Source organism: Streptomyces sp. NRRL S-920 (assembly GCF_000717945.1).
GTDB lineage: Bacteria > Actinomycetota > Actinomycetes > Streptomycetales > Streptomycetaceae > Streptomyces > Streptomyces alboniger.
In genome coordinates, this window is record NZ_JODF01000028.1 from 130,048 (window position 1) to 145,775 (window position 15,728).

At 72.6% G+C, this 15,728-nt stretch carries 14 protein-coding genes and 1 tRNA gene; 12 read left to right on the forward strand and 3 right to left on the reverse strand.

What is annotated here, in order from left to right; genetic code table 11:
• The first annotated feature begins 2 nt into the window (after nt 1-2).
• The 6 genes from glp to IG54_RS0120905 all read left to right on the forward strand — a co-directional run bounded on the left by glp (nt 3) and on the right by IG54_RS0120905 (nt 4,668).
• Entirely contained in the window at nt 3-1,349 is a 1,347-nt protein-coding gene (gene glp / locus IG54_RS0120880) for a gephyrin-like molybdotransferase Glp (RefSeq protein ID WP_030786392.1), read from the forward strand.
• A gap of 87 nt (nt 1,350-1,436) precedes the next feature.
• The gene (moaC, locus tag IG54_RS0120885; RefSeq protein ID WP_030786394.1) at nt 1,437-1,961 is read left to right on the forward strand and encodes a cyclic pyranopterin monophosphate synthase MoaC; all 525 of its coding nucleotides are present in this window, start codon (nt 1,437-1,439) and stop codon (nt 1,959-1,961) included.
• A complete protein-coding gene (locus IG54_RS0120890) occupies nt 1,958-2,488 on the forward strand; it encodes a MogA/MoaB family molybdenum cofactor biosynthesis protein (protein WP_030786397.1) in 531 nt (176 codons plus the stop codon). Before moaC ends, IG54_RS0120890 begins: the two co-directional genes overlap by 4 nt.
• Complete coding sequence (locus tag IG54_RS0120895; protein WP_030786399.1) at nt 2,485-3,108, forward strand: GNAT family N-acetyltransferase; 624 nt, start codon at nt 2,485-2,487, stop codon at nt 3,106-3,108. Before IG54_RS0120890 ends, IG54_RS0120895 begins: the two co-directional genes overlap by 4 nt.
• A 196-nt stretch (nt 3,109-3,304) precedes the next feature.
• Nucleotides 3,305-4,507: a gephyrin-like molybdotransferase receptor GlpR gene (gene glpR, locus IG54_RS0120900; RefSeq protein WP_030786412.1), complete on the forward strand. Its 1,203-nt coding sequence runs from the start codon at nt 3,305-3,307 to the stop codon at nt 4,505-4,507.
• Nucleotides 4,508-4,594: 87 nt separating this feature from the next.
• Nucleotides 4,595-4,668: transfer RNA gene (locus IG54_RS0120905), tRNA-Ala, on the forward strand.
• Between the two features lie 116 nt (nt 4,669-4,784).
• On the opposite strand, the gene IG54_RS0120910 is transcribed toward IG54_RS0120905, so the two are convergent.
• Complete coding sequence (locus IG54_RS0120910; protein WP_030786415.1) at nt 4,785-5,285, reverse strand: GNAT family N-acetyltransferase; 501 nt, start codon at nt 5,283-5,285, stop codon at nt 4,785-4,787.
• 157 nt (nt 5,286-5,442) lie between these two features.
• On the opposite strand from IG54_RS0120910, the gene IG54_RS42070 reads away from it, so the two are divergent.
• From IG54_RS42070 to IG54_RS0120925, 3 genes are all read left to right on the forward strand, one after another.
• On the forward strand, nt 5,443-5,595 hold the full coding sequence (locus tag IG54_RS42070) for a hypothetical protein (protein ID WP_158708893.1): 153 nt from the start codon (nt 5,443-5,445) through the stop codon (nt 5,593-5,595).
• 141 nt (nt 5,596-5,736) lie between these two features.
• Nucleotides 5,737-6,528 (forward strand): exodeoxyribonuclease III, encoded by a 792-nt coding sequence (locus IG54_RS0120920; protein ID WP_030786418.1) that lies wholly within the window; start codon nt 5,737-5,739, stop codon nt 6,526-6,528.
• Between the two features lie 179 nt (nt 6,529-6,707).
• Nucleotides 6,708-7,724: a DUF6528 family protein gene (locus IG54_RS0120925; protein WP_234336278.1), complete on the forward strand. Its 1,017-nt coding sequence runs from the start codon at nt 6,708-6,710 to the stop codon at nt 7,722-7,724.
• A 12-nt stretch (nt 7,725-7,736) separates the two neighbouring features.
• Here IG54_RS0120925 and IG54_RS0120930 read toward each other — a convergent pair whose 3' ends face one another.
• The gene (locus tag IG54_RS0120930) at nt 7,737-8,363 is read right to left on the reverse strand and encodes a MerR family transcriptional regulator (protein WP_030786424.1); all 627 of its coding nucleotides are present in this window, start codon (nt 8,361-8,363) and stop codon (nt 7,737-7,739) included.
• Between the two features lie 204 nt (nt 8,364-8,567).
• On the opposite strand from IG54_RS0120930, the gene IG54_RS0120935 reads away from it, so the two are divergent.
• The 3 genes from IG54_RS0120935 to IG54_RS0120945 are packed head-to-tail and all read left to right on the forward strand — an operon-like array spanning nt 8,568 to nt 11,937.
• Complete coding sequence (locus IG54_RS0120935) at nt 8,568-10,124, forward strand: flavin-containing monooxygenase (protein ID WP_030786427.1); 1,557 nt, start codon at nt 8,568-8,570, stop codon at nt 10,122-10,124.
• Nucleotides 10,121-11,047 carry an alpha/beta fold hydrolase gene (locus IG54_RS0120940; protein WP_030786429.1) on the forward strand — a complete coding sequence of 309 codons (927 nt, stop codon included), beginning with the start codon at nt 10,121-10,123 and terminating at the stop codon, nt 11,045-11,047. The genes IG54_RS0120935 and IG54_RS0120940 overlap by 4 nt, the downstream gene beginning before the upstream one ends.
• A complete protein-coding gene (locus IG54_RS0120945) occupies nt 11,044-11,937 on the forward strand; it encodes an SDR family oxidoreductase (protein WP_030786431.1) in 894 nt (297 codons plus the stop codon). The genes IG54_RS0120940 and IG54_RS0120945 overlap by 4 nt, the downstream gene beginning before the upstream one ends.
• 223 nt (nt 11,938-12,160) lie before the next feature.
• Here IG54_RS0120945 and IG54_RS0120950 read toward each other — a convergent pair whose 3' ends face one another.
• A complete protein-coding gene (locus tag IG54_RS0120950; RefSeq protein ID WP_037897499.1) occupies nt 12,161-15,544 on the reverse strand; it encodes a S41 family peptidase in 3,384 nt (1,127 codons plus the stop codon).
• Between the last annotated feature and the right edge of the window lie 184 nt (nt 15,545-15,728).

Consider the following 15,728-nt stretch of genomic DNA (forward strand, 5'->3'; position numbering starts at 1 on the left):
CTTTGAGCAGCAGCACGACGACACCGACCACCGGCCAGGACACGCTCTGGTCGGTGGAGGAGCATCTGGACGACATCCTCACGACCGTCCGCCCGCTCGAACCCATCGAGCTACAGCTCCTCGACGCCCAGGGCTGTGTCCTCGTCGAGGACGTCACGGTGCCCGTCTCGCTGCCGCCCTTCGACAACAGCTCCATGGACGGGTACGCGGTGCGGGTCGCCGATGTCGCGGGCGCGAGCGAGGAGTTCCCCGCCGTCCTGCGCGTCATCGGCGACGTGGCCGCGGGCGCGGGCCGGCGGCCCACCGTCGGCGCCGGCCAGGCCGCCCGCATCATGACCGGCGCCCCGCTGCCGCCCGGCGCCGAGGCCGTCGTCCCCGTGGAGTGGACCGACGGGGGCCTCGGGGAGGGCCCCGTCTCCGGGATGCGCGCCCACAGCGCCGCCCCGGAGGGCGCCTCCGGAGAGGTCCGCGTGCACCGCCCGGCCGAGGCACGCGCGCACGTACGCGCGCAGGGCAGCGACGTCCGGGCAGGCGACCGCGCCCTGACCGCGGGCACGGTCCTCGGCCCGCCGCAGATCGCCCTGCTCGCCGCGATCGGCCGCGGCACGGTGAAGGTGCGCCCCCGCCCGCGCGTGGTCGTCATGTCCACCGGCAGCGAACTGATCCAGCCCGGCGAGACGTTGGCGGACGGTCAGATCTACGACTCCAACAGCTTCGCCCTCACCTCCGCGGCCCGCGACGCCGGAGCCATCGCCTACCGCGTGGGCGCCGTCGCCGACGACGCCGAGACGCTGCGCTCCACGATCGAGGACCAGCTGATCCGCGCCGACCTCGTCGTCACCACCGGCGGCGTGAGCGTGGGCGCGTACGACGTCGTGAAGGAGGCCCTGACCTCCGTCGGCGATCCGGACGAGGAGACCGGCATCGGGGCGGGCAGCGGTGTGGAGTTCCGCAAGCTCGCCATGCAGCCGGGCAAGCCGCAGGGCTTCGGCTCCATCGGCCCCGACCACACCCCTCTGCTCGCGCTGCCGGGCAACCCCGTCTCGTCGTACGTCTCGTTCGAACTGTTCGTACGCCCCGCGATCCGCACCCTGATGGGCCTCCCCGACGTCCACCGGCCCACCACGCGCGTGGAGCTGGCCGCGGACGAGGCCCTGCGCTCGCCCGCGGGGCGCCGCCAGTTCCTCCGGGGGAAGTACGACGCCGAGGCGGGCAGCGTGATGCCCGTCGGCGGCTCGGGCTCCCATCTGATCGCCGCGCTCGCGCAGGCCGACGCGCTGATCGTCATCCCGGAGGACACCACATCGGTGGAGCCCGGCACGGACGTCGAAGTGGTCCTGCTCGGCTGAGAACGCCACCCGCGCGGTACCGTGTCGCGCACAACAGGCCCGTGCGCGCCGCACCGCGCGGGGCCCGGACCGGGAGCGCCACAGCACATGACCGCGATTTCCCGGGGGGACACCCCCGGATCCCCTGAGCAGCAGCGACTGACGCACATCGACGAGGCGGGCGCGGCCCGCATGGTCGATGTCTCCGCGAAGGACGTCACCGCCCGCACCGCCCGCGCCAGCGGCCGCGTCCTGGTCTCGCCGCGGGTGATCGAACTCCTGCGGGGCGAAGGCGTCCCCAAGGGCGACGCCCTGGCCACCGCCCGGATCGCCGGGATCATGGGTGCCAAGCGCACCCCCGACCTGATTCCGCTCTGCCACCCGCTGGCCGTCTCCGGAGTGAAGCTCGATCTCTCCGTGGCGGACGACGCCGTCGAGATCCTCGCCACGGTCAGGACGACGGACCGTACGGGCGTCGAGATGGAGGCCCTCACCGCGGTGAGCGTCGCGGCCCTCACGGTGGTCGACATGGTCAAGGCCGTCGACAAGGGCGCCGTCATCACGGACGTACGCGTCGAGGAGAAGACGGGCGGCAAGTCCGGGGACTGGAGCCGCGAAGGAGCCGGGGCATGAGCGGCCCGCAGGCCCCGTACACGGCGCTGGTCGTGACGGCCTCGAACCGCGCGGCAGCGGGCGTCTACGCCGACCGGGGCGGCCCCCTGATCGCCGAGGGCCTGACCGCGCTCGGCTTCGCCGTCGAAGGGCCGCGGGTCGTCCCCGACGGCGACCCCGTCGAGCAGGCCCTGCGCGCCGGGGCCGAGGCCGGCCACGACGTGATCGTCACCACCGGCGGCACCGGCATCTCACCCACCGACCGCACCCCGGAGGCCACCCGCCGCGTCATCGACCACGAGGTGCCCGGCATCGCGGAGGCGATCCGCGCGTACGGCAGGGACAAGGTCCCCACAGCGGTGCTCTCCCGGGGTCTCGCCGGGGTCGCGGGCCGCACGCTCATCGTGAACCTGCCGGGCTCCACGGGAGGCGTACGCGACGGTCTCGCCGTCCTCGGGCCCCTGCTGCGGCACGCCGTCGACCAACTGCGCGGCGGCGACCATCCCGGGTCGGGCGGCCAGTCCGGACCATCGGGGGGTACGAGCTGAACAGCCCTTCCTGGCCCGTCGAGCTGACGGACGGCGATGTCACCCTCCGCCCGATAAAGCTGCGCGACCAGCGTGCCTGGCGTGAGGTCAACCGGCGCAACCGCGACTGGCTGCGCCCCTGGGAGGCCACGATCCCGCCGCCGACGGCCAGCGGCCCGATCGTGCACCGGCCGACCTACCGCCAGATGGTCCGCCATCTGCGCGCCGAGGCGGGGGCGGGCCGGATGCTGCCGTTCGTCATCGAGTACCAGGGCCGCCTCGTCGGGCAGTTGACGGTGGCGGGCATCACCTGGGGATCGATGTGCTCGGCCCACGTCGGCTACTGGGTCGACGAGTCCGTCGCGGGCCGGGGGGTCATGCCGACCGCCGTCGCGCTCGCCGTGGACCACTGCTTCCGTGCGGTCGGGCTGCACCGTATCGAGGTCTGTATTCGCCCCGAGAACACGCCGAGCCGACGGGTCGTGGAGAAACTCGGATTCCGCGAGGAGGGGCTTCGGCCGCGCTATCTCCACATCGACGGGGCCTGGCGCGATCACCTCGTCTTCGCGCTCACGGCGGAGGAGGTGCCCGAGGGGTTGTTGTGCCGCTGGCACCGGGCGCGACCTCGGAACACCGCCTAGCCGATTCCGGTTCCCGGCCGGGCCCGCGTAAATGAAATATGTGTTCGAAATCGATCGGAATTTCACGTCCACGACTGCCTGTTGATCCCCTGTTGATCGCATCAGTCACAAAAAAAGTTCGAGATATCAGCCAGATCGTGCGACACACCGGCGCAATTGGCAGATGGCCTCAACGAAACCCCTCTACCGTGTGAGCGTGAGCAGCAGCGGCCTCATCTACGCAGTCATCGTCGGGGCCTGGGCCGCCTACTTGGTGCCGATGTGGCTCCGTAGGCAGGACGAGCTGAACGAAGCCCGTCCGACGGAACGCTTCAGCACCGCCATCCGGCTGCTGTCCGGACGGGCGGCGATGGAGCGCCGATACGCCAGGGACCTGCAAGCCCGCTCGCCCGAGGACGGCGAGACGCCGGGCGACCCGGACGACGTCACCGGCTCGGTGGACGTCCGGGCCTTCGTCGCGCCCGTGACAGAGGTGGCGCCACCGCCCGCGGCGCGGGCGGAGCCTTTGGCCCGTCAGCAGGCGTGCCCCGAACCGGAACTGGAGACCGAGCCCGAGTCGGAGCCCGAAGCGGAACCGGAACCGGAACGTGAGCAGCCGCCGCGCGCCCAGGCCTCGCCCGCGCAGCGCGCCGCCTCGGCCGAGGCCGCCGCGCGCGCCCGCCGCTCGAAGGTCCTCGCGCGCCGCCGCCGTACGACGATGCTGCTCTTCCTCGCCTTCACGGCCGGGGCGGTCGTCGCCGGCGTGGGCGGCCTCGCATTCCTGTGGGCGCCCGCGGGGCCCGCGGCGCTGCTGAGCGCGTACATCGTCTATCTGCGCGGCCAGGAGCGGCGCCGCTTCACGTACACGATGGACCGGCGGCGGGCCGAGGCCGCGGCGCAGCGGCTGCGTGAGCGCCAGCCGCGCCGCGGGCCCGCGAGCGCCGAGCCCGTCGTCGGCGAGGCGCGGGACGCCTCCGCGCCCGATACGGAGACCGGCCTGTCCGCGCTGGCCGCCGACCGTCGCGCCCTCGTCGAGCAGACCGACCACGCGGAGTGGGTCGACCAGCAGCGCGAGCGGCAGCGCGGCCCCGGTCGCGGCGACAGCTGGGACCCGGTCCCGGTGCCCCTGCCGACGTACGTGACCGCGCCGGTCGCCCCGCGCGCCACGGGCAGCGTCGACCTGGGCGCCCCCGACACGTGGAGTTCGGCGCGCTCCAGCACGGCCGAGCCGACGGCCGAGGAGCCGCGGCGGACTGCCGGGAGCGCGGGGGACATCGACGCCGTCGAGGGGGCGGACGCCACGGGCGGGCGCAGCGACAAGCGCCGGGCCGCGTCCGCGCGGCGGGCCCGCGAGCGCGGTCGTACGCCGCTCTTCGACCAGTACGAGGACGGGGACCGCCCCCGTGCCGCCAACGAGTGAGGCGCCGTCGGGTCCGCCCGGGCTGACCAGCCAGGGAGCGGATTTCCGAGCACCCGCTAGGGGATGCTAGAGTTTCACTCGTTGCAAGGGCCTGTGGCGCAGTCTGGTAGCGCACCTCGTTCGCATCGAGGGGGTCTGGGGTTCAAATCCCCACAGGTCCACCTGCAAGACCGTTCACGGGTCAAAGCGTGAGTGGTTCACGAGATCCCGTCCGATCAGTTGATCGGGCGGGATCTCGTCGTTTCCGCGTCGGCGCGTCTTGTCCGAGTCGTCAGTCCTAGAGGGCCTTCACGTAGCAGCGGCTCAGGTTCTCGAAGCGGTAGTGACCGAACTTCACGGGAGCCAGGGTGTAGCCGCTGGAGGTGTAGAGCGCTATCGCCTCCGGTTGCTTCGTGCCCGTCTCCAGGACCATGCGGGCGCGGCCCGCCGCCTTCGCGTCGTCCTCCAGGGCCGCCAGGATGCGGCGGGCGAGGCCGAGGCCGCGTGCCTGGGGTGTGACGTACATCCGCTTCAGCTCGGCGTCGCCGTCGGCGTATCCCATGTCGTTCTCGTCCATCGCGCGCCAGCCGCCGGTGGCCAGCGGGGTGCCGCTCCCGTCGTACGCGATGAGGTAGCGGCCCCGCGGCGGTTCGAACATGGACGGGTCGAGGAAGGTGACGTCGCCCTCGTCGCCGTAGCGTTCCGCGTATTCGAGCTGGACGCGGTCGTTCATCTCGATGGCGTGCGGGTGCGCGAAGGTGACCGTGCGCAGGTGGACAGAGGTGGCTATGGGAAACATGCGTTCCAGTGTGCAGGGGCCGATGGGGGCGCGGGAGACCGGCCGTACGGGCGAAGAACCCGTGCGTTCGAGTTGATCAGGAGTGTCCGAGCCGGGGGCGGCGGGCGTGCCGGAGGAACCTTCTGAGTGTCGGACAAACCTCATGAAGGAGAGTTCCATGCGCATTCGTACCGTGTTCGCCGCCCTCGCCCTGGCCGCCGCGGCCACGCTGGCCGGAGCCACCGCCGCGTCCGCGAACAACGGCTGGGAGCAGGAGGTCGAGGCCCCCGTGACCACGATCGTCGCCTTCGGCGACCTGGTCATGGACTAACACCGGCACCACGCGGTGACGTCGGCGCCCGAGGGTGGCGGCCCCTGGCCCCGCCCTCGGGCGCCGGTCGCGTCACCGTCGTATGGGAGCCTGATCCCTGGCCCGAGGTGGAAGTGGCCAAGGACGAGTGAGGCGAGTGTTGTGCTGACAGTGACCTCTGTGAATGTGAACGGGCTGCGTGCCGCCGCCAAGAAGGGCTTCGTGGAGTGGCTCGGCGGGACCACGGCCGATGTGCTGTGCCTCCAGGAGGTGCGCGCCGAGCCGCAGCAGCTGCCGGACGAGGTCCGCGGGCCCGAGGGCTGGCATGTCGTGCACGCGCCCGCCGCGGCCAAGGGGCGCGCCGGTGTCTCCCTCTATACGCGCCGCGAGCCGGACCGGGTGCGGGTCGGCTTCGGGTCGACGGAGTTCGACGGCAGCGGGCGGTATGTGGAGGCCGATCTGCCGGGCGTCACCGTCGCCAGCCTGTATCTGCCCTCCGGGGAGGTCGGCACCGAGCGGCAGGACGAGAAGCTGCGGTTCATGGGGGAGTTCCTCCCGTACTTGAAGGAACTCAAGGAGCGGGCCGCCGCCGAGGGGCGGCACGTCGTCGTCTGCGGCGACTGGAACATCGCCCACCAGGAGGCCGACCTCAAGAACTGGAAGGGCAACAGGAAGAACTCCGGTTTCCTGCCGGAGGAGCGCGCCTGGCTGAGCGAGGTCTTCGAGGAGTACGAGGACGTCGTGCGGGCGCAGCACCCGGGCGTGGAGGGCCCGTACTCGTGGTGGTCCTACCGCGGGCGTGCCTTCGACAACGACACGGGCTGGCGCATCGACTACCACGTCGCGACGCCGGGCCTCGCCGGGCGCGCGGTCAAGGCGTATGTGGAGCGGGCCGCGACCCACGCCGAGCGGTGGAGCGACCACGCTCCCGTCACGGTGGTCTACGACCTGTAGGGCCCGCGCCGGATCCGCCGGATCCGCCAGGGGAGTGGTCGTCGGCGGGACACGGCCACAAAGTCCGGCGGAGGGCTGTCCCGGGCCCGCCGGGCATGGCAGATTGCGGTCGCGTACATGACCAATGCGGTCGTGTGGGTGACCAACTGCCGTGGATCCGGGGGTACTTCGTGTCGGCCATGCCTTCCAGACGTGCCGTGGTGCTGGGCGCCGCGGGTGCCGGGATCTCGGCGGCGCTGCCCGCCGCGGCGGCGCACGGGGCGAGCGGGGGCGGCCGGCCCGCCCGGACGCCGCCCGTCCTGCTGACCGAACAGGCGAGCAGGCGCATCCTCGTCCTCGACCCGCGGCGGCGCGTGTGGGACCCGGATGCCGATCCGTCGGTGGTGCGGTGGCAGTTCTCGCCGCTCGGCGACCGCCGCTACCAGGATCTGCGTCCGGACGAGAGCTGGGTGTACCCGTGCGAGGCGAAGGTGCGGGTGCACCGGAAGCGCACGTACGTCCTGACGACGGCGTCGTTCGGGTTCGTGGCCGTCGTCGAGCATCCGACGGGCAGGCGGTACTGGGGCACGGCGCTCGGGGGCGGGGACGATCTGTTCAATCCGCACAGCGCGGAGATCCTGCCCGACGGCAACGTGGCCGTCGCGTGCAGCACCGGCGCGCTCGTGCGGCTGTACGCGGCGTCGCAGGGCCCCCGTGCCACGCGGTACGCGGAGGCGCCGCTCAAGGGTGCGCACGGGCTGCACTGGGACGGCGTGCGCCGGGTGCTGTGGGCGATCGGTGACGACGAGCTGGTGACGTACGCGGTGGGCGGTACGGCCGCGCGGCCCACGCTGACGCGGACGTCCGCGGTCGGACTGCCGGTGGGGACGCCGGGCCGCACGCCCGGCGGGCACGACCTCTTTCCGGTGGCGGGGCGTCCGGGGCGGTTGTGGGTGACGACGAACGCGGCCGTCTTCCAGTACGAGATGCGCGGCGGGGTCTTCGTGCGGGACTTCGCCGGGGCCGAGGCGATCTCCCGGAAGTCCGTGAAGGCCGTCGGCGACGACCCGCGTACCGGGCAGGTCGTGACCACCGTGCCGGAGCAGGGCCTTGAGGAGACGTGGTGGACGACGACGGTGAGCGTCCACCGGCCCGAGAGCAGCTACAAGCTGGTCAACGGCGGGATCTACAAGGCGCGTTGGTGGCTTCCGCGCTGACGCGGGGCGTGATCAGGGCTGGTTGAGGCGGCGGTCCAGGGCCATCGACAGTTCCGCCTCCACCACGCTCTTGGCCACCGGGCGGAGCTGTTCGATGTCCACCTCGGCGGTGTCGGGGGTGTGGGTGCGCATGACCGTGATGAACAACTCCGCGAGCGCGTCCGCGTGTTCGCGTACGAGCCGGCCCGCCTCCAGGACCGCGGCGAGCGGAACTCCCTTGCGTACGAGGGTGGATGACGCGTCGAGCAGGCGGCGGCTGATGTGGACCAGCTCGTCGCCGTCGGTGCCCAGATAGCCGAGGTCCAGGGCGGCGGCGAGGTTCTCCGGGGTGACCTCGCCCGCGAAGTGGTCGGCCAGTTCCTCCGGGGTGAGGCGGACCGGCTGCTCCTCGGTGGGCTCGCCGAGACCGAGGAGTTCGCCGACGTCACGGCCCTTCTCGAAGGCGTCGGCCAGCTCGGCGATGCCGTTCAGGGTGTGGCCGCGCTCAAGCAGGGCGGCGATCGTGCGCAGGCGTGCCAGGTGGTGGTCGTCGTACCAGGCGATGCGGCCCTCGCGGCGGGGCGGCGGGATCAGTCCGCGCTCGCGGTAGAAGCGCACGGTGCGCACGGTGATGCCGGCCGCCGCGGCCAGCTCCGTCATGCGGTACTCGCGGACGCCGCCTTCGCCTTGGGGTCGGTCTGCTCGGTCTGCCACGCCGGAAGCCTATGCCGTACCGGCGCGGGCCCAGCTCGTACCGCCGGTAACTTTCCCCGGCCACCCCCTACCCATGAGTACGTACGTGTTCTACTCTCCCCATTGCGCCAGTAGTTACTGGCAGAGTCGTGGACTTCGGGAGGCGGCGGTATGGCCGAGCGCGAGCGTGGCCCCGAGCAGGGGCGCGAGCACGAGCACGTACGGGTGGCGGTGATCGGGTCCGGGTTCGGTGGCCTCGGGGCGGCCGTGCGGCTGCGCCGGGAGGGCATCACCGACTTCGTCGTCCTGGAGCGGGCGGCCGCGGTGGGCGGCACCTGGCGGGACAACAGCTACCCGGGCTGCGCCTGCGACGTGCCCTCGCACCTGTACTCGTTCTCCTTCGCGCCCAACCCCGACTGGCCGCGCACCTTCTCGGGGCAGGAGCACATCCAGGAGTACCTGGAGCGGATAGCCGACACCTTCCGGCTGCGCTCGCACCTCCGCCTCAACACCGAGGTGCGGCTGATGCGGTGGGACGCCGAGCGGCTGCGCTGGGAGATCGAGACCAGCGCGGGCTCCCTCACCGCCGATGTCGTCGTCTCGGCCACCGGGCCGCTCTCCGACCCCAAGACCCCGGACATCCCCGGCATCGACACCTTCCCGGGCAAGATCTTCCACTCCGCCCGCTGGGACCACGACTACGACCTTCGCGGCAAGCGCGTCGCGATGATCGGCACCGGCGCCTCCGCCATCCAGATCGTGCCCGAGATCCAGAAGAAGGTCGGCCGGCTCACCCTGTTCCAGCGCACACCACCGTGGGTGATGCCGCGCGCCGACCGCGCCATCAGCGGCGCCGAGCGCTGGCTGCACAAGCAGCTGCCCTTCACCACGCAGGCCCGGCGCGGAATCCTCTGGGGAATAAGGGAGTTGCAGGTCCAGGCGTTCACCAAGCGGCCCGACGAACTCGGCCTGGTCGAGCGGATCGCCAAGCGGAACATGTACCGGGCCATCAAGGACCCGGCGCTGCGGGCCAAGCTGACCCCCACGTACCGCATCGGCTGCAAGCGCATCCTGCTGTCCAACACGTACTACCCGGCGCTCGCCCGGCCCAACGTCGACGTCGTCGCGAGCGGCCTCGCCGAGGTGCGGGGCAATACCGTGGTCGCCTCGGACGGTACGGAGACCGAGGTCGACGCGATCATCTTCGGCACCGGGTTCCACGTCACGGACATGCCGATCGCCGAGCGCGTCATCGGCGACGGGGGGCACACCCTCATGGAGAGCTGGAAGGACGGCATGAACGCGCTGCGGGGCGCGACCGCCGCCGGCTTCCCCAACTGGATGACGATCATCGGCCCGAACACCGGCCTCGGGAACTCCTCCATGATCCTGATGATCGAGTCCCAGCTGAACTACATGGCCGACTACCTGCGGCAGCTGGATGTCCTCGGAGGCCGCGTCGCGCTCGCCGCGCGCGAGAGCGCGGTGAGCGCCTGGAACACCCGGGTGCAGGAGCGGATGAAACGCACCGTGTGGAACACCGGCGGCTGCACCAGCTGGTACCTCGACGCGAACGGCGTCAACACCACGGTCTGGCCGGGTACGACCACCGAGTTCCGGGCGGCGACCCGGCGGGTCGATCTCTCCGAGTACGAGGTGCTGCGGGAGCCGAGGGCGCTGAAAGCCGTGCCCGACACCCGAGCCGAGAAGGTGGAGGCCGGGGCATGAGCCGGCCGACCCACGCCCTGAGCGGGCCCTACGCGCCGCCCGCCGCCGCGCGCCGACTGACCGCCGTCTCCGCCGACGGGGCCCGCATCCACGTCGAGATCCACGGGCCGGAGGGGGCGCCCGCCGTGGTGCTCGTGCACGGGTGGACGTGCTCGACGGCCTTCTGGGCCGCGCAGCTGCGAGCCCTCGGCGCCGACCACCGGGTGATCGCGTACGACCAGCGCGGCCACGGGCGCAGCGCCGCTCCCGCGGACACCGACGGGTACAGCACGCGGGCGCTCGCCGACGACCTCGAAGCGGTCCTCGCGGCGACGCTCGCGCCGGGCGAGAAGGCCCTGCTCGTCGGGCACTCCATGGGCGGCATGACGATCATGGCGGCGGGCGGGCGTGAGGCGGTGCGGGAGCACGTGGCCGCCGTACTGCTGTGCAGCACGGGCAGTTCGAGTCTGGTCGCCGAGTCGCTGGTCGTGCCGTTGCGGGCCGGGCGGGTGCGGACGCGGATCACGCGGTCGGTACTCGGTGCGCGGGCGCCGCTCGGCCCGGTGACACCACTGACCAAGCGCGTCCTCAAGTACGGGACCATGGGGCCCGGCGCGGCGCCGGACAAGGTCGACGCGTGCGCCCGGATCGTGCACGCCTGTCCGACAGTCGTGCGCCACGGATGGTCCAACGTGCTCGACACGCTCGAACTGGACTTCGAGGTGGGCGCGTTGCGGGTGCCCACCGCCGTCCTCGTCGGTCTGGTCGACCGGCTCACGCCCGTCGTGCACGCGCGGCGGATCGCGGCCGCGCTGCCGCAGTGCGTGGGGCTCACCGAGCTGGTCGGGGTCGGCCATATGACGCCCATCGAGGCGCCGGAGGCCGTCACCGCGCGCATCAGGGAACTCGTCGGAACGTACGTGCAGGTGAAGGAGGGCGCATGAGCAGGGTCAGCCTGGAGGGTCAGGTCGCGGTCGTCACGGGCGCGGCGCGCGGGGTCGGCGAGCTGCTCGCGCGCAAGCTGTCGGCGCGGGGCGCGAAGGTGGCGCTCGTCGGTCTGGAGCCGGACGAGCTGAAGCGGGTCTCGGAGCGGCTGCACACCGAGCCCGGGCACTGGTACGCGGACGTCACCGACCATGAGGCGATGGCCCAGGTCGCACGGGAGGTCAAGGAGCGCTTCGGGAAGGTCGACATCGTCGTCGCGAACGCGGGGGTGGCCGGGGGCGGGCCCTTCGTGGAGTCCGACCCCGAGGCGTGGCGCCGCGTCATCGAGGTGAACCTCATTGGCAGCGCGGTGACCGGCCGCGCCTTCCTTCCCGTCCTCATGGAGAGCCGGGGCTACCTCCTCCAGATCGCCTCGTTCGCCGCGATCGCGCCCGCGCCGATGATGACGGCGTACTGCGCGTCGAAGTCGGGCGTGGAGGCGTACGCGCACGCGCTGCGGGCCGAGGTCGGCTACAAGGGGGTCAAGGTCGGCGTCGGCTATCTGTCCTGGACGGACACGGACATGGTGCGGGGCGCGGACCAGGACGACGTGATGCGGGAGTTGCGGCAGCGGCTGCCGTGGCCGTCCAACAAGACGTATCCGCTGGGCCCGGCGGTGGACCGCCTCGTCGCCGGCATCGAGCGGCGCTCCAGCCATGTGTACGCGCAGTGGTGGCTGCGGGGCATGCAGGGCGTACGGGGCTATCTGCCGGGCCTGATCGGCGCGGCCGGCCGGCGCGAGATGCGGCGCTTCGAGCCGAGGCTGGGCGCGGTGTCCACCGGGCTGGTGGGGGCGGGGGGCTCCGCGGACGAGCGGAACTGGCGCGGGACGGGCCTGGGCGGCTCCTGAGGGTGCCCGGGGTCTCCCCTGTGCCGCTGCTACACGGTTGCCCGGGGTCTCCCCTGTGCCGCTGCTCCATGGCTGCCCGGGGTCTCCGCAGCGCCGCCGCTCCACGGCGGTCGTCTCCCACCCGCCCGCCCGTGACCCCGCGTCGAGCGGTGGCCGTCCCAGGGCCGCCGAAGAGGCCCCCGGTATGCCTGGGGCGCCTTCGGCGTTCAAGCACAGCGCAGCGTCACGCGCGGGGCGGCAGTGGTGGGCGGCGGCGGTCCGGGACGTTCGCGTAACCCGGTGGGTTCGCCGCCGGGTTCTTCTCGAGGAGGTCCAGCGCCAGCCGTACCGCGTCGTCGAGTTGGGCGTGCCGGCCCTCGGCCCAGTCCAGCGGCGTCCGCAGGACCTCCAGGTCCGGGGGGACGCCGTGGTTCTCCACGGACCAGCCGTACTCGTCGAACCAGCCCGCGTTCATCGGCACCGTGATCACCGTCCCGTCACCGAGCCGGTGCCGCCCGGTCATGCCGACCACGCCGCCCCAGGTGCGCTGCCCGACGACCGGGCCGAGCCCGAGCAGCTTGAACGCCGCCGTGATCATGTCGCCGTCCGAGGAGGTCGCCTCGTCCGCGAGGGCCACCACGGGCCCCCGGGGCGCGTTCGAGGCGTACGACACCGGCTGGGCGTTGCGCGTGAGGTCCCAGCCGAGGATCTTGCGGGTGAGCTTCTCCACGACCAGCTCGCTGATGTGGCCGCCCGCGTTGCCGCGTACGTCCACGATCAGGGCGGGCCGCGACACCTCAAGGCGCAGGTCCCTGTTGAACTGCGCCCAGCCCGAGCCGCCCATGTCGGGGATGTGCAGGTAGCCGCACTTGCCGCCGCTCAACTCCCTGACGACTTCGCGGCGTTTGGCGACCCAGTCCTGATAGCGCAGCGGGCGTTCGTTGACGAGGGGGACGATCGCGACCCGCCGCGCGCGGCCCTCGCCCTCCGCCGGGCAGAACGTCAGCTCGACCGTCGTGCCACCCGCCGCCGCGAGGAGCGGGTAGGGCCCGGTCACCGGGTCGACCGGGCGGCCGTCGACATGGGTGAGGACCGCGCCCTCGCGGATGCCCGCGCCGGCCAGCGGGGAGCGCGCCTTGGAGTCGGAGGAGTCGCCGGGCAGGATCCGTTTGACCGTCCAGCCGTCGTCCCTGCGGACGAGGTTCGCGCCGAGCAGGCCCATCGCGCGCTGGTAGTGGGGCGGGCCCTCGTTGCGGCGGGCCGGGGAGACGTACGCGTGGGAGGTGCCCAGTTCGCCGAGTACCTCCCGCAGCAGGTCCGCGAACTCGTCGGGCGACGCGACGCGTTCGACCAGCGGGCGGTACTGGGCGAGCACGCCGTCCCAGTCGATGCCGCACATCTCGGGGTCCCAGAAGTAGGCGCGGATGATGCGGCCGGCCTCCGCGTACGCCTGGCGCCACTCGGCGGCCGGGTCGGCCTCGTGCAGGATGCGGCGCAGGTCGATCCAGACCGTCGTATCGCCGTCGCCCTGCTCGGTGGCGGGTACGGCACTCAGCTCGCCCTCGTCGACGACCACGAGGCGTGAGCCGTCGCCGCTGAGCGCGAACCAGTCGAGGTGATCGACGAGTTGGGACTTCTTCGCCTTGGCGATGTTGAAGTGCTCCAGGGTGGGGCGGCCCGTGGTGTCGGCCGGGTTGGCGAAGGTCTCGCCGAGCGCGCCCGAGATCGGCCAGCGCAGCCAGACCAGGCCGCCGCCGCTGACGGGTTGCAGGGCCGAGTACTTCGAGGCGGCGACGGGGAACGGCGTCACCCGCGCCTCCAGGCCCTCGGTCTCGACCGTCGTGGTGCCGTCGCCCCCGCTGTCGTCGGCCGGGTCCAGGCCCCCCGCCGCCGGGCGCCCGTCGGGCAGCAGCGCGAAGGGCGACGGGGTCGCCGAGGAGAGCGGTACGAGATAGGGGCGGCAGCCCAGGGGGAAGGAGAGGTCGCCGGTGTGTACGTCGTAGACGGGGTCGAAGCCGCGCCAGGAGAGGAAGGCGAGGTAGCGGCCGTCGCGGGTGAAGACGGGGTTCTCGTCCTCGAAGCGGCCGTTGGTGACGTCGACGACCGTGTGGGGTCCGGGGCCGCAGATGCGGGCCAGTTTGATCTGCCGCAGGGAGCGGCCGATGCCGGGATGCGACCAGGTCAGCCAGGCCCCGTCGGGGGAGAAGGCCAGATCGCGGACCGGTCCGTTGAGGGAGCGGATCAGCTCGGTGACCTCGCCGCCGCCGTCGGCCTCCCCGGCCTCGTCCTCGCCTTCCTCGGCGGCCTCGTGGATCTCCCCGACCTCGCGGAGGCGGCGGGAGGGCTCGGTGGCGCCCGCCTCGTCGGTCACCGTGAGCAGCAGCAGGCGGCCGTCGTTCGAGGCGATGGCGAGCCGGTCGCCGTCGGGGTCGGAGACCATTTCCTGGACGCGGCCGAGGCCGCCGCTCGCCAGCCTGCGCGGCGGGCGGTCGCCGCTGGCGCGCGGCAGATAGGCGATCTCCACGGCGTCCTCGCCGTCGGCGTCGGTGATGTACGCGACCTGCCCACCGGTGCCGAGCATCTCGGGCAGGCGCACCCGGACGCCGGGGGTGTCGGTGATGGTGCGGGCCGGGCCGTCCCGGTGCGTGAGCCAGTACAGGCTGCCGCGTACGACGACCGCGCTGGCCCGCCCGGTGGTGTCCACGGAGAGCGCGTCGAGGTGCTGCGCGGCCGGGACCTGGTAGACCCGCCGCCCCGTGCGCGGGCCGCCGAGCCGCACGTCGAGCCGGCGCGGCACCGAGTCGGCGTCCAGCCCGTCCACCAGCCAGATGTCGCCCGCGCACTGGTAGACCACGCGCGTGCCGTCGCTGGCGGCGTGCCGGGCGTAGAAGGCGTCGTGGTCGGTGTGGCGCCGCAGGTCGGAGCCGTCCGGCAGACAGGAGTACAGATTGCCGACGCCTTCGTGGTCGGAGAGGAAGGCGATGCGCCCGGACACGAACATGGGTGAGTCGAGATGCCCGTCGAGGTGGCCGAGGATCTGCTCGCCGTGCATCCACAGGCGGCCCGTCGCCCCGCCCCGGTACCGCTTCCAGGCGGCCGGTTCGTGGGGCGGCTTGCCCGTCAGGAGCAGCGTCTTGCGGTCGCAGTCGCCGTCGGCGAGCGTGTCGGTGATCGCGATGTCGGCGACCGGGCCCCAGGGCAGCTTGCCGCCGGGGGAGCCGTCGACGGGCACGCTGTAGGCCCAGCAGAAGTGCGAGAAGGGCTGGCCGTGCGAGGAGACGGCGAGGACGTCGCCGTCGGGGGACCAGCCGCAGACCCGGGTGTCGGTGCTGCCCCAGTAGGTGAGGCGGCGTGAGGGGCCGCCGTCCACGGGCGCCAGATGGATCTCCGGGTCCAGGCTGCGCCAGGTCGTGTACGCGATGTGGCGGCCGTCGGGCGAGAAGCGGGGGTGGCCCACCTTGGTGCGGTCGACGGTGAGCCGCCAGGCCCGGTCGGCCGGGACGCCCTCGGGGGTGAGGGGGGCCACCCAGAGGTCGTCCTCGGCGGCGAAGCAGAGGCGGTCGCCGCTGAGGTGGGGAAATCGCAGGTAGGCGTGGTCTGCCTGGGCGTTCTCGCGCTCGTCGGTCACCTCACCATGCTTTTCCGCTCCGGGGGCCCCGGCAACTCGTACGCACGGCGTGACGCAGCGCACACGGGGGTGCGTACGAAACCGTTTCGTTTCGATAGGGGCTCGCGGTAGGCTCCCGGTGTACGAAACCGTTTCGTTCGGAATGGTCCGATGCGGTCGGGCGGTCGGAACAAGATGTGTCCGG